We start from the raw sequence: 22587 nt of genomic DNA on the forward strand, positions 1-22587 counted from the left end.
ACACATCAAATGGCCGCAGGTAACGATCAGGCTGTCAGGAGGTTCGCCATATGAGTCTGTTATGGGTCTTTTACCGAGAGCACGTACAAAAGATTCAGCTGTCTGAACTCCCGCCGTCTCAGCCGATTACGATCGGTCCGGATATGAAAGATACAATCACGGTCGGCACACTTCCGTTACGGCAAAACGCCGCAACCCTTTATCGAAAAGAAACAGATCGTTATGATGTTTTCCTGGGAAATAACTGTGCCGGCGAATTGACAATAGGAAATGAAATGCCCTGCCGGATCGAAGAAGAGACGATGCGGCTTCTGCTCACCCCTGACAAAGAAGAATCCTCCGTTTATTTTATCGGCGGGAAGGATGAGATCGTTTTCTCATCAGAAACAGAGGAAGCGGATATATACAAAGAGCCGTCCTCCGCTCAAACAGGGGCTTTTTATCTGCGAAAGTCGGGAGGATGCTGGTCTGTCGTCCCTGATGGCCAGGACGTTTATGTGAACGGAATACTTGCAGAAGCTCCCGAAAGGCTCCGGACGGGAGATGAGCTGCTGTGGAATTTTCTGCGTGTGAGGCTGACGGAGGACGACCTTTTAGAAATCGTTCATCACGAAAAGCTTCAAACCGGTTTAACCAAAACGGTAAAACCAAGCACCGAAATGAAAAAGAAATACCCGCAATATCGAAGAACGCCGCGCATGGTCTACGATCTTCCAGAAGACCGCGTTTCATTCAGCTTTCCCTCGCAGGAAAGCGAACAGAATAACCGGGGGCTGTGGCTCGTCATTCTGCCTCCTTTGGTCATGCTGATTGTAATGGGGGTTGTCGCCATTATACAGCCGAGGGGCATATTCATCCTTGTCTCTTTGGCGATGTTTATGATGACTCTCATTACCTCCACCGTGCAGTATTTCCGTGAAAAAAACCAGCGGAAAAAACGGGAGGAAAAACGGGAGCGTGTGTACAAGCAGTATTTAGAAAGCAAGCGGAAAGAGCTTCAGACGCTGTCGGAAAAACAGCTGCAAGTGCTGACGCATCATTTTCCCCCGTTTGAAAAAATGAAATATTTAACTTCTGAAATCAGCGGCCGCATTTGGGAGAAATCGCTGGAAAGCAGGGATTTTCTGATGCTTCGGCTCGGAACGGGCACGGTCCCGGCAAGCTACGAGATTTCAATGAGCGGCGGAGACCTTGCGAACCGTGATGTGGATGACTTGATGGAGCAGTCGCAGCACATGCAGCGTGTGTATAAAGATATCCGCCATGCGCCCGTGACCGTTGATTTACAAGAAGGGCCGATGGGGCTTGTCGGGAAACCCCAGATCGTCAAAAATGAAATTCACCAGCTGATCGGCCAGCTCGCGTTCTTCAACAGCTACCATGACCTGCGATTTGTCTTTATCTTTCATGAGGACGAATATAAGGAATGGGAATGGATGAAGTGGCTGCCGCAATTTCAGCTGCCTCATATGTATGCGAAAGGATTTATTTACAATGAACAGACCCGCGATCAATTGTTATCGTCCATTTACGAGCTGCTGCGTGAGCGGGATTTGGAAGAAGATAAAGAAAAAAAGATCTTCCAGCCGCATTTTGTCTTTGTCATCACAAATCAGCAGCTGATCGCAGAGCACGTCATTTTAGAATACATCGAAGGCCGGCATGAGCATCTCGGCATCTCGGCAATCATCGCCGCGGAAACGAAGGAAAGCCTGGCGGAAAACATTCACACCCTCGTCCGCTACATTAATGAAGATGAGGGAGACATTCTCATTCAGCAGAAAAAAGCGGTGCAGATCCCGTTTAAGCTGGACAGGCATGAACGGACAAACAACGAGCGGTTTTCCCGGACGCTTCGGACATTGCACCATCAGGTCGGAATGACGAATTCCATTCCTGAAACGGTCTCATTTCTGGAGCTGTTTCATGCGAAGGAAGTAAAAGAAATCGGCATCAGGCAGAAGTGGGAGACAAGTGAGTCTGCAAAATCGCTGGCTGTTCCGATCGGCTATAAAGGGAAAGACGACATCGTCTATTTAAACCTGCATGAAAAAGCGCACGGGCCGCACGGATTGCTGGCGGGAACGACCGGCTCCGGGAAAAGTGAATTTCTGCAAACGTACATCCTGTCATTGGCCGTTCATTTCCACCCGCATGAAGCGGCGTTTTTGCTGATTGACTATAAGGGCGGAGGAATGGCCCAGCCGTTCCGCAAGATGCCGCACCTTCTCGGGACCATCACGAATATTGAAGGAAGCAGAAACTTCAGTATCAGGGCGCTTGCATCCATTAAGAGCGAGCTGAAAAAACGGCAGCGGCTGTTTGATCAATATCGCGTCAATCACATCAATGACTATACAAAGCTGTATAAACAGGGAGAAACGGATATTCCGATGCCGCACCTGTTTTTGATTTCAGATGAATTCGCCGAGCTGAAAAGCGAAGAGCCTGACTTTATCAGGGAGCTTGTCAGCGCGGCCCGCATCGGACGGAGCCTTGGCGTGCATTTAATTCTCGCCACGCAAAAGCCGGGCGGCATCATTGACGACCAAATATGGAGCAACTCACGCTTTAAGGTCGCGCTGAAAGTGCAGGATGCAAGTGACAGTAAAGAAATCCTGAAAAACAGTGATGCGGCGAATATTACGGTCACCGGACGCGGCTACTTGCAAGTCGGAAATAACGAAGTGTATGAGCAGTTCCAGTCTGCCTGGAGCGGCGCCCCTTACATGGAAGATGTATACGGCACCGAGGATGACGTTGCCATCGTTACCGATACCGGCTTAATTCCGCTGTCTGAGGTGGATGCGGATGATGCGGCGAAAAAAGATGCCCCGGCAGAAATAGAAGCCGTAGTCGAAGAAATCGAGCGGATTCAAAATGAAATGGGCATTGAAAAGCTGCCGAGCCCGTGGCTTCCGCCGCTTGCCGAACGTATCCCGCGCACGCTTTACCCCGCGCAGGAAAAAGACCGCTTCTTCATCGCCTGCGTTGATGAGCCTGATCAGCAAAGACAGGCGCCTCTCGCTTATACGATGATGGATGACGGCAACATCGGCATTTTCGGCTCATCCGGCTACGGCAAGTCAGTGGCTGCCATCACCTTCCTGATGAACTTCGCGGAAGGATACACGCCGGAAGAGCTTCATATGTACATCTTTGATTTCGGAAACGGCACGCTTCTGCCATTGGCAAAGCTTCCGCACACCGCAGACTATTTCTTAATGGATCAAATGAGAAAGATCGAAAAATTCATGATCCGCATCAAGGAAGAAATCGAGCGGCGGAAACGGCTGTTCAGAGAAAAAGAAGTCAGCCATATCAAAATGTACAATTCGCTCAGTGAAGAAGAGCTGCCGTTTATATTTATCACAATTGACAATTTCGACATCGTCAAAGATGAAATGCATGAATTAGAAACGGAATTTATCCAGATTTCACGCGACGGGCAAAGCTTAGGCATTTACTTCCTGCTGACCGCAACGAGGGTAAACGCCGTCCGCCAGTCGCTGTTAAACAACATAAAAACGAAAGTCGTCCATTATTTAATGGATCAGTCAGAAGGATACTCCATTTACGGGCGTCCGCCGTTCAGTCTCGAACCGATCCCGGGCCGCGTCATGATCCAAAAAGAAGAACTGTATTTCGCGCAAATGTTTCTTCCGGCTGAAGCGGAAAATGACCTCGAGATGTTCCAGGCGCTGAAAGCCGATGTCAAAGCATTAGCTGAGCGCCACGCCGGAACAGCCGGCCCAGACCCGATTCCGATGCTTCCGGATAGGCTGACGGCCGGCGAATTTTCACTCCGTCTCGGCCCGGATCAAGAACCGTTCCGCATTCCTGTCGGGCTTCATGAGGAAAAGGTCAGCCCTGTGTACTTTGATCTGGGCAAAAATAAGCATTGCCTTATCTTAGGCCAGACACAGCGTGGAAAAACAAACATCCTGAAAGTGATGCTGAATCACCTGCTGCGTGAAGGTACGGAACGGGTCGGGCTGTTTGACTCGATTGACCGCGGACTGTCGCAGTATGCGCAGGAAACAAAGGTCAGCTATCTGGACACAAAAGAAGACGTCCGGCAGTGGATCGAAACGGCAGAAGCTATTTTCACGGAGCGCGAAGCTCAGTATGCGCAGGCCGTCAAAAATGGCGATGTGCACAAACTCAGTTTCTCTCCGGTCGTGTTAATGGCCGACGGCATTACAAGATTCCAGCAGACGATCGACACCGCCATTCAGGACAAACTGGCGATGTTTATGAAATCTTACGCGCATGTGGGCTTCAGTTTTATCCCGGCGGGCAATCACAGCGAATTCTCAAAAGGCTATGATTCCTTAACGACGGAAATGAAACAGATCCGCCACGCGATGCTGCTTGTGAAAAAATCCGAACAAAATGTCATTCCGCTGCCTTACCAAAGGCAGGAACCGGACATTCAGCCGGGCTTCGGCTATTTGGTTGAAAACGGGAAGGAGCAAAAAATCCAAATACCTTTATGTTCAGCGGAAAGGGAGGCCGTCAGATGACTGAACAACGAAAAAGCCTGATCAAATTAATAGCCGCGGTCGTCATCATTCTGCTGCTGCCGGTGCTGTTTTTCCGGTTTATCGGCGATGACCCGGGAAAACAAAAAATCAACGCCACCCGCCAAATCGCAGTCGTGAATGAAGACATGGGCTTACAAACAGATGAAAATGAGGAAGAGGAATCCGTCCATTTCGGCAAAGAAGTAGCGGCCGCTCTCGGCGGCCGTCCGGATTATTCATGGACGGTTGTCAACAGGAGCGCGGCTGAAAACGGTCTGGCGGCTAAGAAGTATGACGCCGTCGTTTACATTCCATCCGATTTTTCAAAAGACATCTTAAGCTATGACAAGGAGCGTCCGCAAAAAGCCACGCTGACATTCAATATTCAAAGCAACCTGAACGCCGTCAACAAAGAAAAGGTGCAGCGTGAGCTAGAAGACGCCCAAAAATCAATGAATAAAAAAATGTCGGCATTATATTGGAATTTCGTCTCGCAAAAAGTGAACAATGTCCGAGGCGATTTTGACAAGATCGTCAATAAAGAATCAGAGTTTCAAAACGTCATGTATAACTTTTACAAGCCGAGCTCCAATGACTTGGCAGGTGAAATCAAACGGCAAAAAGACCTGATTGACGAACTGAAAAAATCAATGAATGAAGCGCAGGGCGCGGCAAAAGAAAAATTGACTTCGGCAGATGAAGCCAAAACCACGCTTAAAGACTTTGCCGACACGGTCGAGCGCTATAAACAATATCAAGAAAATCAGAAAAAACTGCTGATGGCCGCGCAGGAACAAAACCAAAAGCAAATCACAACCGGACTGAATGCCATTAAAGCACAGCAGGCCGCCAACCAGTTCAGCACGATGATGAGCGGGCTGTCTTCAGGCATAAACCGGGCGCAGACACAGCTTGACCAGACGGGATCGGCTCTTCTTGCCGCCCAACAGGTGAGAGAAGCGCAGGTTCCTGAGCAGGAACACGGGATGGCAGATATTCAATCCAATTTACTGAACAATTTTTTGACTCAATATAAAGCTCAAGCAAGATTTGAAACACTGAACAGTATCCAAACCCTTATGAAAAGGGATCGGCCGGCATTAACCGTTCCGGAAAAGGACCCGGGTGATGACGGCTCGGATGAACCGAAAGAAGAAGAAAAACCGGAAGAAGAAAAACCCGGCGATCTGAAGATGGACCTTGACGATCAGCGTGACGAATTAAAACGCATCTCCGCTGAAATCAATGACATTTCTGACGGATTAAAAGAACCGGAAAAAGAAAAACCGGAACCGGAAAACCCGGGCCAAGGCGATGACGGTGAAAACTCCGGCGATACCGATCCGAATAACGGAACAAATCCCGGAGAAGACGGAAAAACGGAAGACGGCACAAAAGAAGAGCAGCCTGCTTCCGATAACACAGGCGATCAGGAGCCAAAAACCGTCCAGACCGCCACTGCCGCTAAAAACGTCACTCCGCCTGCTGATGAGCCGGCGGACGATCCGAACGATTCTGAAGGGGACGGCGGCACGGACATATCTGAGGCGAAAGAAAGGCTGAACCAAGCCGCAGAGCGCATTCAGCAAATTGAAAAAGAGCTGGAAGAGAAACAGCAGACTCATAATGAAGAACTGAAAAAACGTCTCGATGCTCTTGATGAAGAAATCCAAGGCCTTAAAGACCAGATTGATATCGTCAAAAAACGCGCAGAAAAATTAAAGAGAAATCTGGAAGAATTAGAAGAAACGAGAAAACAAGACTTCAATACCGTTTACAGATTGATTGTAAGAACAGAACAGAACATTTTGAACTACCCGTCATTGGATAGCGGCCGCAAATCTGCTCTTGAACAGATATTTGCCGCTGACATCAATACAAAAGAAATATCCGATTTAATGAGTTACTATAATGATTTATCCCTGTATGAGGCGACACTTTATCACTCTCTTGACGCGGGCTCGCTGCCTGATGTGAAAAACAGGGTGCTGAAAGCCCAGCAAGGCGAAGTTCAAACCGTTCTTGCCATCAAACCGGTGGAAACGGCAAGCTGGGAAAATCTGAAAAACAACAAGATGCAGACAGATGAAGACATCAGCAATTTCATTAAAGGCATGACCGAATTCTCGGATAACTACAGCTCGTATATCAGAGATGAACAAGCGGGAGTGCTCGATGAGCTCGCCAGCATTTCAGACAGCGCGGCGAAAGCATCCGATCAGCTGGCTGAAGGCGCCGTGCAGGAAGCGGCCGCGTTCAGCGGAGACGGATTAACCGGAACGATGGCGCTCGGCGCTCAGGATACCGTCGGCCGCGAAGTCCTGCAAATGTCTGACACGATGGGCCATCTGTCAGAACGCCAGTCCGGCATCATCAGCTATACCGACAATATGCAGCAAAGCGTAAATGACGTCCAGCATAAAGCGGACACCCTGAACAGCAACTGGGGCAAAAACGTCGATTCCACGAAATTGATCAGAAATGACGTGTACGGCATTTTAGGGAACGCGCTCGTTGACGGACAGGAAAACGGCTACGTTTATGATTATCTCGCCAACCCGCTTAAAATCAGCGGAGAGGTGCCGGAAGACCGGGTTCAGAATGTTCCGCCGGTCGTCATTTTGGTGATTATCCTGATCAGCAGTCTTCTGATCGGCTATTTCAGCTCGTATTATCAGCAGGCGCCGCTTCTTGTCAAAGGCGCGCTCTTTGGGATTTTAAACATTATGGTCGGATTGATGATCAGTCTGTTCGGTCTGAATATCTACTCGCTTCCGGACGATCAGACGATTAAATGGTCAGTCTTTACGATTCTCTTGCTTGCGGCGAGTTCAGCTTTTATCCGGGCAGCATTTGTCTTCAGCTCGATTACCGGATGGATCGCATCATCAGCGCTCATTCTCTTTTATGTGGCGCCTTTGATCGACCTGATTATGCCGAACTTCACCTTTGACAGTCCGGTTTCGAAAGTCTATATCGATATTCAATACGGAACGGGCCATCTGTTTGCGATGGGGGTAACGGTTCTTGCGATCATTACGCTGATTGCGGCGGCGCTTCCGCTCGTCATTCGGCTGTTTGCGGAAAAAACGGAGGAAAGTGATCAGTCTTATGAGGCGTAACACGTTCATGGAAAAAGGATTGCTGCTGTTTGCTCTCTCCTTTTTCCTCTTCCTTCCCCAAGCCGCAGCCGCGAATGAGGAAAATACTGATGTCAAGCCGAATGAATATGAAAAGAAAGACATTGAAATTCGTACGGATTACCTGCACGACGATGCCTACTCTGAGGAAAAAACGGCGCTTCCGAAAGAACAGAAGGATATTACCTTTGATCAGCCGGCCGAAAACCCGGATGACAAACTGATATCAAAGTTGTTTACATCGTCAGACACTGAGCCGAATACGATCAAAGCGCAATCGAAAAAACTGGGTATCACATTTGCCGAGCCTGCGGTGCGGCATACCTCGGCAGATATGGAAACGGAAGAGAAAAAGACTTCTTATCTGCTTCCTGTCATTTATGCCGTTTTAATCCTCCTCGGGATTGCGGCGATGATCTATCTGATCCCGAAAGTCACGGCGCAGGAAAAGGCAAAGCGGTAAACGGATCGCTTGTGTTTGCGGGAAGACAGCCCGTAAAATAAGAAAAAAAGGAGGAGTTTCATGCAGTTTTTTCTTATAACAGGCGCGTCAAAAGGCTTGGGCCGGGCGCTGACGGAACAGGCGCTGCAAGAAGGAGCCGAAGTCGCCGCGCTTTCAAGAACGATAAGCGGGGAAAAGCGTGAGGGGCTGACAGAATACAGTGTTGATTTAACCGATCTGGCAGATACAGAGCGGCAGATGAAGGCGATTCTTGATCAAGCAGAGGAGAAGGGGTACTCCGCCGTCACACTGATCAACAATGCCGGAATGGTGGAACCGATCAAGCGGGCGAAAGAGGCTTCCGCCGAAGAATTGAACCGCCATTACACCCTTAATCTGACGGCGCCCGTTTTGCTCAGCCAAATGTTCACAAAGCGTTTCGAAGCGTTCAGCGGCAGCAAAACAATTGTCAACATCACATCTGGCGCGGCGAAAAATCCTTATAAAGGATGGAGCGCGTATTGCAGCTCAAAAGCGGGGCTTGATATGTTTACGAGAACATTCGGGTTTGAACAGGAAGATGAAGAGCTGCCGGTCCGCATGATCTCATTCTCGCCGGGAGTGATGGATACAGACATGCAGGCTGTCATCCGTTCTTCGTCAAAAGAAGATTTCCATGACATCGAACGGTTCCGCAATCTGAAAGAAACGAAAAACCTCAGAAGTCCTGAATACATCGCCGGCGTCATTCACTCACTGGTCGCGGGCGAGCCGGAAAACGGACGGATATACGATATTAAAGAATTTTTGTAGAGCAGCTTTTAAGCTGCTCTTTTTTGTTTGTACAATCACTTCGGGGTCCGGCGGCATATGATGAATGAAACAACGTATAAGGGGTATAAGAAATGTATCAGATGAATTGAGTTTCTTCTCGATTTATGTTAGGATTCTAAAAATATAAATAAGGAGGGGTTTCCATGAGAAATGTAACGTTAATGGATGTCTTCACCCATCCAATCGCACAAAAGTATTTACAGCGTTCCGGTGTCGCCCATGCGATCGCCTGCGCGTTTCATGCATACCGTCTTGCCGTAAAAGCAGGTGTCAGCCCGGATCTTGCGGCGAAAGCGGCTTTACTGCATGACGTCGGCCATTATGAATGGTACACAGACGGCAAATGGGATTATGAAAAGTACAGAAGAAACGATATCCATGCCATTAAAGGCGCGGAACGGGCGCATAAGCTGCTCATCCGGCTCGGTGAAGAACCGAAAGCGGCGAAGGACATTGCGCTGGCGATTCTGCTTCACACCGATTCCTATCTGCCTGAAGGCGAACTGGACAAGAATACGCTCCAGCAAATCGTGAAACAAGCGGATGAACTCGATGAAGAACCCGGCGGACATCACCATTACCGCCAAATGGATCACACCGCCGCGCTCAAACAAATCCAAAAGCTTGATCAGTTAATTGACCAAGCCCAATATCCCATAAGAAGCTCAGTCTAGGCCACTCATGCGGCCTTTTCCGCTTACATAACTCCGCATGCTCACTAACACCTTTTCCGCTCCGATAGACGTACTGTGTCAAAGCCTTTGTCCGCTGCATATGCTGAAGGAAAACATAGTAAAGGGGATCAGCGAAAATGGCCCATCAAGGAAGCCCGCAAATCGTCTCGTTAGTAGATCCTTACGTTTATCAGACCATCCATAAGCTTATCGGCTCAAGGTTTATCATTCAAACCGTCAGACGCATTGTCAGAGGACGGCTGATTGATGCCACTCCGGATCACATCGCCATTGAAGAAACGCATGACCGTGTATTTTATATCAGAAACCGCCATGTGGTTTCCGTCATGCCTGATTATACCGAACGCGTGTAACAGCCCGAATAAGGCGCAAACCGGAGGCGGCCCTATAGAACCCCGGTGCGTCTTCTTTTTTGAGATACATAGATGCACGGCGGCTTTTTTTGGTACAATCACAGTACAAGTTCACATGACAATAGGAGGAAACCGCTTGTTGAAATCAAAGGTCCATTTTTGGACGCTGCAAATTTTGCTCGTTTTGCTCATTATTTACGTATCAACGAAAGTCTCGTTTATTTTTCAGCCGTTTTTCGGTTTTATCACCACTCTGTTTTTTCCGATTTTGATCTCGGGCATTTTGTTTTTCATTTTTAATCCGATCGTGCGCCTGCTTGAGAAAAAAATCCCCCGGACATTGGCGATCCTGCTCATTTATCTCGTTTTCATCGGCCTGATTGCCTTTATGTTCACCGCCATCGGACCGATTGTGGCTTCCCAGGTCACGGGGCTGATTAACAATTTCCCTGATTACATTCATCAGATTCAAGTCTTGACGGCGCAGTTATCCCATTCCAAATGGTTTACGTGGATGATGACGCAGGATTATGTGTCGATAGAAAAAGTCCAGCAGTCTCTGACGGGATTTTTACAAAGCCTTCCGCAAAATATTACGGCAAGCCTGTCGGCCGTGTTCGGCGTCGTTACGAATATCACGCTTGTCGTGATCACCGTTCCGTTCATTTTGTTTTATATGCTGAAGGACGGCCGGCGGTTTCCGCTCTTGGCGGTTAAAATCCTGCCTACTTCCTACCGGGCGGAAGGTCGTAAAATATTTAATGACTTATATGTCACATTGGCCGCCTATTTCCAAGGACAGCTGCTGATTTGTCTCTTTGTCGGAACGGCATGCTTTATCGGATATTGGATCATCGGCCTGCAGTATGCGTTAATTCTCGGGATGGTGATCGCCGTCACCAATATTATTCCGTACCTGGGGCCGTTTCTCGGGGCGGCGCCCGCGGTGATTATCGCGTTTATGGATTCGCCGGCTAAGGCGCTGTTTGCCGTTATTGTTGTCGTTGTCGTCCAGCAGCTTGACGGGAACCTGCTTTCTCCGCTTGTCATCGGGAAACGGCTCAATACCCACCCGCTCACCATTATTCTTCTGCTTATCGGAGCGGGCAGTTTCGGAGGCATTCTCGCAATGATTCTGGCCGTGCCGGTTTACGCGGTTTTAAAAGCTTTCGTCTTAAATATCGTCCGGCTTATCAAACTTCGTCAGCGGTCAAAGCTCGAAGACAGCCGCAAGCCGAAATAAAAACGGGCACAACTCCCGATGCAGCGCATAAAATGCTGTAAAGAAAAGCGGAGGTGTGGGTATGCCTGCAATTGTGGGACCGATTTATATTATGAGTTTAGCCGGAGACGCTGCGGCGAGCTTCGGTGACGTGTTTGCCATTTCTCCCAAAGCCGTTGACCACTCAGGCGCGGGGGCAGGGGCGTTTCATTCCGGAGATTTTGTCAAAGTTACTAATAAATTCAGCAAAACGCGCTTTGAAGACATCGATGTGTTTGACGAACCTGATTGGTTTAACGCGTGACAGCCTCCTTTTAGGAGGCTGTCGCTTTTTTGTAGTATAATAGAATCAGTCTTTATAAAAGGGGAATTTTTTATGAAAATCAGAAAAGCGAATATTACCGTGCAGTCCGGAATGATCGGTGATGTATATCTGCATGAAAATAAAAAAGAACAGCATACCCTTGTAGCCGTTCCGGAACTTGAGTGGAGCACGATCATTTCCTATGAAGAAGAGAAAAAGGCGCTGGCGCAGCGGCTTTTCCAATCATTCAGCAAACTGATTGAAGAAGAACCCGCCGGAGAACTCGCCGGCAAGATCTCCCATTGGGTGGCTGAAATGTAACGAAGCGGTTTACTGCGTCCCGTCCGGGGCGATAATTGTAAAACAAGCTGAGGAGGGACAGGCCGATGAGCGACAAAACGGTTGACCTTTATTTACAGCAGGGGATGTACGGCCCTCTGCAGACGAAACCGGATGAACGCCATTTATTTTTAGGCTCGCTGCGTGAAAGAGTCATCATTGCCCTGACGAAGGGGCAGGTGCTGCAAAAGCAGCCGTATGAAGAAGTGAAACAGGCGCTGAAAAGCCGAAAAGACGCGGTGCTCTATATAAACGGAAGGCTCCCGTATCATGCTTATTCACCATATATGAAGCTTGCCGCACTTGCCGGTGTCCGAAGCTCCGTCATATCGGATCTTCAATTCGAAACGCCGCTCGGCCTGGTTTTTGCCGCCGATTATGCCGTGAACCTTGACGGCATTTACGTACAGGATGACATTTTTCAGCGCTCACTCCTGAAATCTTAAAAGGGCAAAACACCGTTTGTCATTTTACAATGCCAATTCACTTACAAGTGGAGATAGGATATAATGGTTTTCATATGAATGGCGGGGAGGCCGGCTATGAAAAAAGCATTTATATGCATTGATTATACGAATGATTTTGCAGCAGAGAACGGGGCATTAACCTGCGGAGAACCCGCGAGACAGATTGAAGATACGATTGTCAGTTTGACGCAAGCATTTATAGAAAACGGTGATTATGTTGTCTTTGCGGTTGATTCGCATGATGCAGACGATGACTTTCATCCCGAGACACGCCTTTTTCCTCCGCATAATATCAACGGCACGGAGGGCAAAGAGCTGTACGGAAGGCTATCGCCTCTTTATGAGAAACATAAACACGCAAAAAACGTAAATTATATGGAAAAAACGAGATATTCTGCTTTTGCGGGAACGGATTTAGAGCTGAAATTGCGGGAACGGCAGATCACTGAGCTGCATCTTGCGGGCCTGTGCACGGACATCTGCGTTCTTCACACGGCGGTTGACGCCTACAACAAGGGCTTTCAGATTGTCATTCATAAAAACGCTGTGGCCAGCTTTAATCCGGAAGGGCATGAATGGGCCCTGTCCCATTTTAAGAACAGCATCGGAGCGCAAGTGGCAGAGTAAGGAAGGGGAAAATAATTTTGGTGGAGCATGGTTTTAAAGACGACAGTTTGTCTTTACATACAGATCTTTATCAAATTAATATGGCCGAAACGTATTGGAGAGACGGCATTCATGAGAAAAAAGCGATTTTTGAGCTTTTTTTCAGAAAGCTTCCCTTTGAAAACGGCTATGCGGTATTTGCGGGATTAGAAAAAGCAATCGAATACTTGGAGAACTTCAAATTTACCGACAGCGATCTGAATTATTTAAAAACGGAATTGCACTATGCTGATGATTTCATTGAGTATTTACGGGATCTTTCTTTTACCGGATCTCTTTACAGCATGAAAGAAGGCGAGCTCGTTTTTAACAACGAACCGATTATGCGGGTCGAAGCGCCCCTGATCGAAGCCCAGCTGATTGAGACGGCTCTGCTTAACATTGTGAATTACCAAACATTAATCGCAACGAAAGCGGCCCGCATTAAAGGCGTTGTCGGTGACGAAGACGCCCTCGAATTCGGAACGCGGCGCGCCCATGAAATGGATGCGGCTATGTGGGGAGCGAGAGCGGCTTTGATCGGCGGCTTCAGCGCAACGAGTAATGTAAGAGCCGGAAAGCGTTTTAATATACCCGTATCCGGCACGCACGCTCATGCGCTCGTACAAGCGTACCGCGATGAATATACGGCATTTAAGAAATATGCGGAGACCCACAAAGACTGCGTGTTTCTCGTAGATACGTACGATACGATCCGTTCGGGCATGCCGAATGCGATTAAAGTCGCAAAGGAATTCGGCGACCGGATCAACTTCATCGGCATCCGCCTGGACAGCGGGGACTTGGCGTACCTGTCAAAAAAAGCGCGTGAAATGCTTGATGAAGCGGGTTTCACAGACGCAAAGGTCATTGCTTCAAGCGATCTTGACGAGCACACGATATTAAATCTGAAATCCCAAGGAGCGAAAATCGATACGTGGGGCATCGGCACGAAGCTGATTACCGCATACGATCAGCCGGCCCTCGGCGCGGTTTACAAGCTTGTCGCCATTGAAGAGGACGGCAAACTGACGGACACCATTAAAATTTCGTCAAACCCTGAAAAAGTGACAACGCCGGGGAGAAAGAGAGTATACCGGATTATCAACAAGCTGAATCACCACTCGGAAGGTGATTATATCGCGCTTTATGACGAGCGGGTAAATGATCAGAAACGCTTAAAAATGTTCCATCCCGTCCACACGTTCGTCAGCAAATTCGTCACTGATTTCTATGCGAAAGACTTGCATGAGCCGATCTTTGAAAACGGCGTTTTATGCTATGATAATCCCGAAATTACCGACATCCAGCAATACGTGCAGGATAACCTCAAACTTCTGTGGGAGGAATACAAACGGATCAGCAAGCCGGAAGAATATCCGGTCGATTTAAGCGAAGACTGCTGGAGCAACAAAATGCAGCGGATTCATGAAATCAAAAGCGAGCTGAAACGGGAACTTGAATAGAAGACAAAGCGGCCTTTCCTTTCTCTGGAAAGGCCTTTTTGTTGTGATAATATTTTTCACATTTAGACAAATTTCGTCAAGTTATTTGATATACTTATGTTCGAAGGCCGCATCTAAGGGGGTAAATGAATGAAGGTGTTTGTTGCGAGACAGCCTATCTTCAACAGAAACGAACAGGTTGTTGCTTATGAACTTCTTTACCGGGAGAGCGAAGAGAACCGTTATTCGGCCGCTGACGGAGATAAAGCTACGACGGATCTCATTATTAACAGCTTTATCAACATCGGAATCGAAAAGCTGACTGAGGGGAAACGCTGCTTTGTGAATTTTACAGAAAGCCTGATGTTTTCAGATCTCCCTACCTCCTTTGATCCTGACCAGCTTATTATCGAAATTCTTGAGGACATACCGATCACTCCGGCACTCATCTCAAGATGCAGACAGCTGAAGAAATTAGGATATACATTAGCACTTGATGATTTTTACGCCATCAATCCGGAAAATGAAGAGTTAGTGGAACAGCTGATGAAATATATTGATATTTTAAAAATCGACTTTTTGCAATCCTCGCGTCTGGAGCGCAAAAAAATCATTCAGACGTACAGCTGTAAAAGTCTGATTTATTTAGCGGAGAAAGTGGAGACGAGAAAAGATTATAAACAGGCGGCCATAGACGGCTTTCACCTGTTTCAAGGATATTTTTTCAGTGAACCGCGTGTCATCAGCGGAAATGATCTGACGTTTCATTTTCATTCTTACTACCAGCTTTTAAGCGAATTAAACAATGACCAGCCCAATATACAGCGCGTGACGGAATACATAGAGCGGGACGTCAGCTTATCGTATCAGATTCTGCGTTTTTTAAACGGATCGCAAACAAGGCTGAAAAAAAAGATAGACAGCATCCAGCAGGCCATCATGATGCTTGGGCTGAATGAAATTAAGCGCTTGATTTACATTCTTTCATTCAGAGATTTAACGGCGAAAAGCCACTCAAGCCAAAAAGAAATCATTAAGATTTCCTTAATCAGGGCCAAACTGTGCGAACTGCTGGCGAAAAGAACCGGAAGGCCCCAGCCCTCTTCTTACATGCTGATCGGCATGTTTTCGCTCATCGATACGCTTCTCCACAGGGAGCTGGAGGATATCATCAAAGAACTGCCTTTAATCGATGAAGTCGGACAGGCGCTGCTCGGTTATGAAAACGATTATTATAAGATGCTCGCGTTCGTCAAAGCCATTGAATGCAACAACTGGGACTGTGACGAGTGGGGAAAAGAACTGAACAAAGAAGAAGCGTATGAATGTTACTTACAGGCGATCGAATGGTGCCGGCAGCTGATCGTGGATTGAGCCGCTTTAAGCCGACCACCTGAGGGCGATGATAAACCGGCTTTGCTCTCTGACCAGACTGACACGGATGCCGTCGGGATTATACGTCACGTCAAAGTCAGTTTTGATGCCGGTCTGCTTAATGAGCCGCTTGACCGCTGCGGTGTCAGATGATTGCGCTGCGGTGAGGATATGGCGCGCAAGCTCTTTTGACGCCGACAGCCGCGCAAGGAGCAGGCGGGCATCCTCCAGCATGCCCGCAGCCTCTTTTGCGGACGCTGTCAAAATATCTGCGTGAACCGGGGCACTGGGCGCAGGATGCCGGTATGGCGCGGCGAAAACAGGGAAGCATGGATACACATAATGCATATGGCGGCCTCCTTCCTGAGAAAACATTCGTTATACATGAGTATAGGCGGCGTGATAACGAGTTATGACATGCAAAAGACCACAATGCGGGGGTTGCGGTCTTTTCGGTGTTTGTCGGTGGTTATGCGACGCTGTTCGCCCATTCTGTTTTGAAATTGCGACGGCAGGGACTATAGTCCTTGCCGGTTTGTCGGAAAACCGTTAAAAAAACAGCAGAACCGCCAGATTGGTCTGCTTCATCCTAAACGTCTGCCTTTCTGGTAGTTATATAGTCCTGTTCGCTAAATGCTCCATTCGGGACTATAGGATTACCATGGTTTGCGGTGTCACGCAGATACTTTTACACATACTTTTCGGTGAAAAATCCCGCAAAAACGTTTACACTATTAGTAACAGATCAAATACCTAGGACTCGTTCACCATACACAATTCATTGATCTTTCAAAAAAAGGAGTGTGGAAACGGTGGAAAACAAATTAGAAGAAGTAAAGCAATTATTATTCCGACTTGAAAATGATATCAGAGAAACAACCGACTCATTACGAAACATTAACAAAAGCATTGATCAGCTCGATAAATTCTCATATGCAATGAAAATTTCTTAAAAAGACTTGGAAACAAGTCTTTTTTTTGTGCATTTTTTATCCATTTCATGGATAAAGTATTATACGATTGTTAAAAAACGAAAAACCTGCTGTCTTTCATCACCTGCATTTAGTAAAATAGAATGGGAGGGTGAAGACAATTATTGAGCAAATGTGTTTAGATGCCGAAACGATTAAAGAGAAGATGAAGGAAATTGTAAATACTAATCTTTACAATTCGGATTTGATCAGTCTGCTGTACTCTTTCATTGAAACAAAAGAATCCTTCTTTTTTGGAAACTTGGCATATCAGCATTACATAGCATTTAACGGAGCAAATTTCAAAGAAATAGAGATGCTGGCTGCAGGAATTGAGTTGTTAATCTTATCATTTGATATTTTAGATGACCATGAAGATGAGGATAATGGAAGTGCTCTTTGGATGAAAATAGACCGCTCAGTATCGTTAAATGCCTCAACAACTCTCTATACGATTAGTATACAATTCATTAATTCTCTTTGTACAGTTTCTGACTTTTCTCGGTTAGCTTTAAATTATGCAATAGAGGCAATGCAAGGGCAGCATGATGACCTAAAGAATTCGGCTGGAACGGAAGAAGAATGTCTCGCAATGATAAAACATAAATCAGGTTCACTTATTGCGATGCCATGTGTTTTAGGAACTATGCTTGCATGCGGAGAGTATAACAAAACTGTTGAGAATTATTCCTATTGGTTGGGAATCGTGAAACAAATAGAGAATGATTATTACGGACTGTTTAATATTGAATGCAGTGATATTAACAAAAATAGAAATAATTTAGTTTTATTATACTTAAAACGTAAATTTAATCCGATGTCAGTATCAATCCTCAATATAATGAATTCAAAAAGGGAGTATCAATTATTGCTTTCTGATATAAACTTATTTAAACAAAAACTTTGGGAGGCCGGAGTGACTCAATATGTTTCGATTATGATCAGATTATATGAGGATAAAATAATGACGGAATTAAATAAACTCAATATTAAACTTGAATTTTTCAACTACAAATCATTGAATGAGGGCGCACCATTATGAACCAAGACATCGTAAATTTTTTAATGAAGAATCCAGAGGTTGTGGAAAAACTCGGGATGGGAGAAGTGAGCTTAATAAGTATTCCAGACTCGCTTATTCCTGATATTATTAAAATTTTTAACAATAAATTCAAAATAGGGAATGATGATCCTGCTTGGCGTACTTAAAAAACAAGTGAACCATGTTATTTTGAAGAAGTTTTTAAAGTTTTTTTCGGTTGCCTTATTATTGTTCAGTATTTTCTATTTTACTTTAGTAGTTTATTATACTCAAAATGGAATAATTATAGGTACCAATGTAGTTAAAGTTTCTAATCAAGAACTGAAAGTTGTTGATATGACAAGATCCTCCTATGGAAGATTAATGGGGTTGGAAATTGGAGACAAAATTGTTGAAATAAATGGACATAAACCAAATAAAGAAAACATTTATGGCTCTTACTTAGCTAAAGTTAGACAATTAAAAGTTGAACGTAATGATAAATTAATTAAGTTAGATAACTTTGAATTTATCTATTTAGATAGCCCGTACAGTTTCTTTTCATATATTGTACCAGGTATTTTTTATTTACTGAGTTTAATATGTATTTTTTACATCTTTAGAGTTAATTTGAAGAAAGACAGCATATCAGCATATATTCTGATTTGTTTTTTGCTATGTATATCTATTGCTTATTTAAGTGCCGGAGGAGTGACAAGGGGATACTCTGTAAATCGTTATATTAATCTTTATACATTTTTAGCAGTGCCTGTTTTGTATCTTAATTTCCTGCATCAATATTTTAAAGAATTAAACGTGAAATTTTCACGAGGGATTTATATTTTAATTTTGTATAATTTACCTTTAGTGAACATCATATGTGAACTATTTGAAAAGCATATAAAGTATGATGTGATTACAAGCCTTAATCTCTTAACTTTTTTATTTGAAATGATGGTGGTTTATGTATGTCTTATACTTTATCAAATCAAGCATAGAAAGAAAGATTTTGCTTATTTGTTAAAAGTATTATTAGTATCTAATACCATTGCATTCTTACCTTTTACTTTATTATATATTGTTCCTCTTGTGATCTTTGGACAATATGTATATAGTGCGGTAATCACTGCACCTTTTCTTTTGCTTATACCGTTAGCACTGGTATATCAATTTGTTGTTAATAAGATTTATAATATTGATTTTTTGTTGGGACGCTTGAGGTATTATTGTTTGTTGGCGGTTATCCCCTCAATTGGTATCGTTTGGGTTTTTGTTGTGTTTATGAATAAAAATAGAGATTTTAATACTTTTCAAATCACCTTGTTTGTTTTTCTGATTATGCTTTCTGTTTTTTATTTTAAAGAAGTGCTGGACTATAAGTTCCGCTTAAAGCGTTTCTCAGAAAAGTATAATTATCAAGACAGTATTTTTAAATACACACAATTGATTAAAAGTGTGTCAGTCTTGGACCAAGTTTTCACACATCTTAAAGCGACAATTTTAGATGTTTTGCCAGTAAGCAAAGCTTATATTTTTGAAATTAGTTCTGGCGGAGAAATTGTGTATTTTGACAAACAAAGTACAGAACCAAATTGGTATCCCTATAAAGACAAATTTGAAAAGGTCAATTCGGAAATCGGCAAAATCATTGAGATTAATCAAGGGTTCCTCATGAAAATTGGCGAGAGAGGAACAAGTTCTTATGTTTTGCTTTGTTTATCAAGCATAAATACACCAAGACTTACAATGGATGAGACTTCATGGCTGAAGACGTTATCATTTTATACCAGTGTATCGATGGAAAATGTTCTGCAAATTGAGGAACTTATGGATCACCTCCAAAATCTAAAACAACAAGGCTCAAACCCGGTCTGGCTCAAAAAGCTGATGTTTACGATCGAGGAAAAGCAGCGTTCGGATTTGGCCCGTGATCTGCATGATTCAGTGCTGCAGGACTTGATTTCTTTGAAGCGCCAGTGTGAGCTGTTTCTGGCCGATTTTAAGAAAGAGGAGCCTTGCCAGTTAGAGGTGCAGGACAAGCTTCATCAGATGAATGAGCAGATGTCGGATGTCATTTTGATGACCCGGGAGACGTGCCATGAGCTTCGTCCTCAGCTGCTGTATGATTTGGGTCTGGTCAAGGCGGTATCCAAGCTTGCCGCGCAGCAGCAGGAGCGTGCGCCGTTTCATATCCGTCTGAATACGGGCCGGTTTACGGCGGCGCTGGATTTGGATACGCAGCTGAATTTGTACCGCATCATTCAGGAATTTCTGTCGAACGCCATGAAGCATTCTCAGGCGAATGAGGTGCTGATTATGCTGATCAGCATTCAAAATAAAGTGATTCTGCATTATGAAGACGACGGTGTCGGCTGCAATCAGGAAAAAGGCGGCGGCCAGTCGATGAGTATGGGGCTTTCGGGTATTAAGGAGCGCGTCCGTGCGCTTGACGGACGGATGAAAATCGACACAAGTGAAGGAAACGGTTTTAAAGCGGATATTGAAATGGAATTGTAACCAATTTATCACCAAATCGACTTGGCAGAAGCCAAGTCTTTTTAATAAAATGGAAATGAGTGAGTAAAAGGGAGGAAACCATGAAAAAGATACTAGTGATTGATGATCATCCGGCTGTCATGGAGGGCACCAAGACGATTCTGGAAACGGACACGAATCTTTCTGTCGATTGCCTCAGTCCTGATGCCAGTGAGCAATTCGTTCTCCGGCATGATTTTTCAGCTTACGATCTCATATTAATGGATTTAAATCTGGGTGATGACATCAGCGGCATAGAGCTTTCCAAGAAAATCTTAAAAGAGAATCCTCTCTGTAAAATCATTGTCTACACAGGCTATGAGGTTGAAGATTATTTTGAAGAATCCATCCGCGCGGGCCTGCATGGCGCCATCAGCAAAACCGAATCTAAAGAGAAAATCATGCAATACATATATCACGTGCTCAACGGACAGATTTTAGTTGATTTCTCCTATTTCAAACAGCTGATGACCCAGCAAAAAACAAAAACGTCTTCTTCCCCTCAAAGTGAGCAGGATCGGTTAACCCCGAGAGAGCGCCATATTCTCCAAGAGGTCGAAAAAGGTTTGACCAATCAGGAAATCGCAGATGCGCTTCACTTAAGCAAGCGGTCAATTGAATACAGCCTGACATCCATTTTTAACAAGCTGAATGTCGGCTCCCGCACTGAAGCGGTGCTGATCGCCAAGTCAGATAACGTACTATAAATCTTGAAGGGAGAATGACCTATGAATCTGAACAATACATTGCTCGGCGCACTCGGTATTGAAATCACTGAAAACACGCCGGAGAGATGCGTGGCGGTGATGCCGGTGGATAAGAGGACGGTGCAGCCTTTCGGATATCTGCATGGAGGCGCGTCAGCAGCGCTGGCGGAGACTGTTGCTAGTGTCGGGGCCCAGCATTTTATCGACCGGTCGAACCAGGCGTGTGTCGGGCTTGAGATTAATGCTAATCATTTAAAATCCGTGAAAGAGGGCGGGACGGTCACAGCGATTGCGAAACCCGTTCACACAGGCAGGGCAACCATTGTGTACGAGATTAACATTTTCGATGAACGGGAAAGGCTGATCTGTGTTTCCCGCTGCACGCTGGCTGTTATAACAAAATAAACAAACAGCCGGAACCCTGAATCGTCCGGCTGTTTGTTTTTACAAATATGAATCTTCTTTTCGTTTGATCACAAAGTTTCTGATCCCTTTGTAATCATCCTGAACGCTTCTTTTATCAAGCGCCGCTCCCGAATTGTACGCGGCCCTGCATATGAGGTGCGCTCCGACCGGCGCCGTCAGCAGGATAAAAATGATGCCGAGCAGTATTTTTACAGAAATTTCTCCGGTCAGCATCCACAAGTAGCCTAACACCCCGAGCAATACCAAATTAACGCCGAGTGTCGAGCCTTTTGAAGAGGCGTGGGCGCGCGTATACACATCAGGAAGCCTGAGTGTGCCGAAAGACGCGACCAGGCAGATCAGCGATCCCATCAGAATACAAACGGCGACGGCCCATTTAACGATTTCGATCATTTTCGATAATCTCTCCTTTCTCCAAAAACTTAGCAAAGGCAATCGTGCCGATAAACGATAAAATGCCGAGCAGCAGAATGATGTCTAAAAAGGCCGAGGTGTTTAAGAGAATGGATACAAGCGCGGTCATGGCAATCAGATTAATGCCGATCCCATCAAGCGCGACGACCCGGTCCGGTATCGTAGGCCCTTTTATGACGCGAATGACGTACAGAAGAGTCGAAACCGCCATAATGCCGAGTGATAATTGCAGAATAAACGTAAACATCAGCGGCTCACCTCCTGAATGGCTTTCTCAAAAGAGACGCGGATGTCATGGATCGCTTTCTCCGCATCTTCAATGTCCATGGCGTGTATATAGAGAATCGACCGGTCATCGGAGATATCCATCACGAGCGTACCCGGTGTTAAAGTGATTAACAGCGAGAGCAGCGTGATCTCCCAATCCTCCGTCAATTCCGTCTTAAACGCGAAAATGCCCGGGCGGATGTTCAGTTTCGGCGATATAACGGTTTTCAGCACGCTGACATTGGCCAAATATAATTCCTTTATAAAGATCAGCGCCAGTTTGATGACTGACCATATTTTCCAAATATAAAACGGCCGCGAGAAGAAGCGCCGGAAAAAAAACAGCGCCGCTAAGCCCGCGATAAATCCGGTCATAAAACCCGCCGCGCTGAGGCTGTTTGTGAGAAACATCCAGCAAACAGCGAGAAGAACATTTAATAATAGTTGAAAAGCCATGCCA

23 protein-coding genes are annotated in these 22587 nt (G+C 45.6%); 19 read left to right on the plus strand and 4 right to left on the minus strand.

The features are described 5' to 3' along the window. Nucleotides 1–50 precede the first annotated feature (50 nt). The 13 genes from essC (at nt 51) to G9F50_RS11910 (ending at nt 15786) form a co-directional block, all read left to right on the plus strand. Nucleotides 51–4526 (plus strand): type VII secretion protein EssC, encoded by a 4476-nt coding sequence (essC, locus tag G9F50_RS11850; protein ID WP_060561884.1) that lies wholly within the window; start codon nt 51–53, stop codon nt 4524–4526. Further along, nucleotides 4523–7648, plus strand: coding sequence for a type VII secretion protein EsaA (esaA, locus tag G9F50_RS11855; protein WP_060561883.1), 3126 nt, complete (start codon nt 4523–4525; stop codon nt 7646–7648). Before essC ends, esaA begins: the two co-directional genes overlap by 4 nt. A gap of 7 nt (nt 7649–7655) precedes the next feature. Continuing rightward, the gene (essA, locus tag G9F50_RS11860; RefSeq protein ID WP_015418112.1) at nt 7656–8129 is read left to right on the plus strand and encodes a type VII secretion protein EssA; all 474 of its coding nucleotides are present in this window, start codon (nt 7656–7658) and stop codon (nt 8127–8129) included. A gap of 60 nt (nt 8130–8189) precedes the next feature. Then, nucleotides 8190–8921 (plus strand): (S)-benzoin forming benzil reductase, encoded by a 732-nt coding sequence (locus G9F50_RS11865; protein ID WP_060561882.1) that lies wholly within the window; start codon nt 8190–8192, stop codon nt 8919–8921. A 164-nt stretch (nt 8922–9085) separates the two neighbouring features. Continuing rightward, a complete protein-coding gene (locus tag G9F50_RS11870) occupies nt 9086–9616 on the plus strand; it encodes an HD domain-containing protein (RefSeq protein ID WP_007613450.1) in 531 nt (176 codons plus the stop codon). A 137-nt stretch (nt 9617–9753) separates the two neighbouring features. Further along, nucleotides 9754–9990, plus strand: a complete 237-nt coding sequence (locus G9F50_RS11875; RefSeq protein WP_003152023.1) for a DUF2642 domain-containing protein — start codon at nt 9754–9756, stop codon at nt 9988–9990. A 136-nt stretch (nt 9991–10126) separates the two neighbouring features. Continuing rightward, a complete protein-coding gene (locus tag G9F50_RS11880) occupies nt 10127–11233 on the plus strand; it encodes an AI-2E family transporter (RefSeq protein ID WP_007408683.1) in 1107 nt (368 codons plus the stop codon). 61 nt (nt 11234–11294) lie between these two features. Further along, entirely contained in the window at nt 11295–11516 is a 222-nt protein-coding gene (locus G9F50_RS11885; protein ID WP_007408682.1) for a spore germination protein, read from the plus strand. 72 nt (nt 11517–11588) lie between these two features. Then, on the plus strand, nt 11589–11837 hold the full coding sequence (locus tag G9F50_RS11890; RefSeq protein WP_007408681.1) for a YueH family protein: 249 nt from the start codon (nt 11589–11591) through the stop codon (nt 11835–11837). Between the two features lie 65 nt (nt 11838–11902). Next, complete coding sequence (locus tag G9F50_RS11895) at nt 11903–12301, plus strand: YueI family protein (RefSeq protein ID WP_003152031.1); 399 nt, start codon at nt 11903–11905, stop codon at nt 12299–12301. A 96-nt stretch (nt 12302–12397) separates the two neighbouring features. Beyond that, on the plus strand, nt 12398–12949 hold the full coding sequence (locus G9F50_RS11900; protein WP_060561881.1) for a cysteine hydrolase family protein: 552 nt from the start codon (nt 12398–12400) through the stop codon (nt 12947–12949). Between the two features lie 17 nt (nt 12950–12966). Continuing rightward, entirely contained in the window at nt 12967–14433 is a 1467-nt protein-coding gene (locus tag G9F50_RS11905) for a nicotinate phosphoribosyltransferase (RefSeq protein WP_020954301.1), read from the plus strand. 129 nt (nt 14434–14562) lie between these two features. Further along, nucleotides 14563–15786: an EAL and HDOD domain-containing protein gene (locus G9F50_RS11910; RefSeq protein WP_007408678.1), complete on the plus strand. Its 1224-nt coding sequence runs from the start codon at nt 14563–14565 to the stop codon at nt 15784–15786. A 6-nt stretch (nt 15787–15792) separates the two neighbouring features. Here G9F50_RS11910 and G9F50_RS11915 read toward each other — a convergent pair whose 3' ends face one another. Further along, a complete protein-coding gene (locus tag G9F50_RS11915) occupies nt 15793–16134 on the minus strand; it encodes a YuzC family spore coat inner layer protein (RefSeq protein ID WP_060561880.1) in 342 nt (113 codons plus the stop codon). A gap of 464 nt (nt 16135–16598) precedes the next feature. Between G9F50_RS11915 and degQ the strand changes: the two genes are divergently transcribed. The 6 genes from degQ to G9F50_RS11945 all read left to right on the plus strand — a co-directional run bounded on the left by degQ (nt 16599) and on the right by G9F50_RS11945 (nt 21425). Next, entirely contained in the window at nt 16599–16739 is a 141-nt protein-coding gene (gene degQ, locus G9F50_RS11920) for a degradation enzyme regulation protein DegQ (RefSeq protein ID WP_003152043.1), read from the plus strand. A 130-nt stretch (nt 16740–16869) separates the two neighbouring features. Next, the gene (locus tag G9F50_RS11925; protein ID WP_231945405.1) at nt 16870–17799 is read left to right on the plus strand and encodes a polyprenyl synthetase family protein; all 930 of its coding nucleotides are present in this window, start codon (nt 16870–16872) and stop codon (nt 17797–17799) included. After that, a complete protein-coding gene (gene comX / locus G9F50_RS11930) occupies nt 17796–17966 on the plus strand; it encodes a competence pheromone ComX (protein WP_015418105.1) in 171 nt (56 codons plus the stop codon). The genes G9F50_RS11925 and comX overlap by 4 nt, the downstream gene beginning before the upstream one ends. After that, nucleotides 17944–20295: a sensor histidine kinase gene (locus G9F50_RS11935; protein WP_277987468.1), complete on the plus strand. Its 2352-nt coding sequence runs from the start codon at nt 17944–17946 to the stop codon at nt 20293–20295. Before comX ends, G9F50_RS11935 begins: the two co-directional genes overlap by 23 nt. A gap of 80 nt (nt 20296–20375) precedes the next feature. Next, nucleotides 20376–21020 (plus strand): two-component system response regulator ComA, encoded by a 645-nt coding sequence (gene comA / locus G9F50_RS11940; protein ID WP_003152052.1) that lies wholly within the window; start codon nt 20376–20378, stop codon nt 21018–21020. 21 nt (nt 21021–21041) lie between these two features. Beyond that, complete coding sequence (locus G9F50_RS11945; protein WP_012118312.1) at nt 21042–21425, plus strand: hotdog fold thioesterase; 384 nt, start codon at nt 21042–21044, stop codon at nt 21423–21425. A gap of 39 nt (nt 21426–21464) precedes the next feature. Here the strand turns inward: G9F50_RS11945 and mnhG are convergent, their stop codons facing one another. Genes mnhG through G9F50_RS11960 form a run of 3 tightly spaced genes read right to left on the minus strand, consistent with a single transcriptional unit; the run spans nt 21465 to nt 22583 of the window. Next, nucleotides 21465–21839 (minus strand): monovalent cation/H(+) antiporter subunit G, encoded by a 375-nt coding sequence (gene mnhG, locus G9F50_RS11950; RefSeq protein ID WP_003152056.1) that lies wholly within the window; start codon nt 21837–21839, stop codon nt 21465–21467. After that, nucleotides 21823–22107, minus strand: coding sequence for a Na(+)/H(+) antiporter subunit F1 (locus G9F50_RS11955; RefSeq protein ID WP_012118311.1), 285 nt, complete (start codon nt 22105–22107; stop codon nt 21823–21825). The genes mnhG and G9F50_RS11955 overlap by 17 nt, the downstream gene beginning before the upstream one ends. After that, nucleotides 22107–22583: a Na+/H+ antiporter subunit E gene (locus G9F50_RS11960; RefSeq protein WP_007408672.1), complete on the minus strand. Its 477-nt coding sequence runs from the start codon at nt 22581–22583 to the stop codon at nt 22107–22109. The genes G9F50_RS11955 and G9F50_RS11960 overlap by 1 nt, the downstream gene beginning before the upstream one ends. Between the last annotated feature and the right edge of the window lie 4 nt (nt 22584–22587).

The sequence above is a fragment of the Bacillus sp. EKM206B genome (assembly GCF_011066015.1).
GTDB lineage: Bacteria > Bacillota > Bacilli > Bacillales > Bacillaceae > Bacillus > Bacillus velezensis.

Excerpts from the sequence above, each read along its gene's own strand:
- G9F50_RS11915 (WP_060561880.1), bottom strand. The coding sequence starts at position 16,134 with ATGCATTATGTGTATCCATGCTTCCCTGTTTTCGCCGCGCCATACCGG.
- essC (WP_060561884.1), top strand. The coding sequence starts at position 51 with ATGAGTCTGTTATGGGTCTTTTACCGAGAGCACGTACAAAAGATTCAG.
- comX (WP_015418105.1), top strand. The coding sequence starts at position 17,796 with ATGAACCAAGACATCGTAAATTTTTTAATGAAGAATCCAGAGGTTGTG.
- G9F50_RS11870 (WP_007613450.1), top strand. The coding sequence starts at position 9,086 with ATGAGAAATGTAACGTTAATGGATGTCTTCACCCATCCAATCGCACAA.
- G9F50_RS11910 (WP_007408678.1), top strand. The coding sequence starts at position 14,563 with ATGAAGGTGTTTGTTGCGAGACAGCCTATCTTCAACAGAAACGAACAG.
- G9F50_RS11890 (WP_007408681.1), top strand. The coding sequence starts at position 11,589 with ATGAAAATCAGAAAAGCGAATATTACCGTGCAGTCCGGAATGATCGGT.
- G9F50_RS11885 (WP_007408682.1), top strand. The coding sequence starts at position 11,295 with ATGCCTGCAATTGTGGGACCGATTTATATTATGAGTTTAGCCGGAGAC.
- mnhG (WP_003152056.1), bottom strand. The coding sequence starts at position 21,839 with ATGATCGAAATCGTTAAATGGGCCGTCGCCGTTTGTATTCTGATGGGA.
- G9F50_RS11945 (WP_012118312.1), top strand. The coding sequence starts at position 21,042 with ATGAATCTGAACAATACATTGCTCGGCGCACTCGGTATTGAAATCACT.
- G9F50_RS11955 (WP_012118311.1), bottom strand. The coding sequence starts at position 22,107 with ATGTTTACGTTTATTCTGCAATTATCACTCGGCATTATGGCGGTTTCG.
- esaA (WP_060561883.1), top strand. The coding sequence starts at position 4,523 with ATGACTGAACAACGAAAAAGCCTGATCAAATTAATAGCCGCGGTCGTC.
- G9F50_RS11960 (WP_007408672.1), bottom strand. The coding sequence starts at position 22,583 with ATGGCTTTTCAACTATTATTAAATGTTCTTCTCGCTGTTTGCTGGATG.
- G9F50_RS11895 (WP_003152031.1), top strand. The coding sequence starts at position 11,903 with ATGAGCGACAAAACGGTTGACCTTTATTTACAGCAGGGGATGTACGGC.
- G9F50_RS11865 (WP_060561882.1), top strand. The coding sequence starts at position 8,190 with ATGCAGTTTTTTCTTATAACAGGCGCGTCAAAAGGCTTGGGCCGGGCG.
- comA (WP_003152052.1), top strand. The coding sequence starts at position 20,376 with ATGAAAAAGATACTAGTGATTGATGATCATCCGGCTGTCATGGAGGGC.
- G9F50_RS11935 (WP_277987468.1), top strand. The coding sequence starts at position 17,944 with ATGATCCTGCTTGGCGTACTTAAAAAACAAGTGAACCATGTTATTTTG.
- G9F50_RS11900 (WP_060561881.1), top strand. The coding sequence starts at position 12,398 with ATGAAAAAAGCATTTATATGCATTGATTATACGAATGATTTTGCAGCA.
- G9F50_RS11875 (WP_003152023.1), top strand. The coding sequence starts at position 9,754 with ATGGCCCATCAAGGAAGCCCGCAAATCGTCTCGTTAGTAGATCCTTAC.
- essA (WP_015418112.1), top strand. The coding sequence starts at position 7,656 with ATGGAAAAAGGATTGCTGCTGTTTGCTCTCTCCTTTTTCCTCTTCCTT.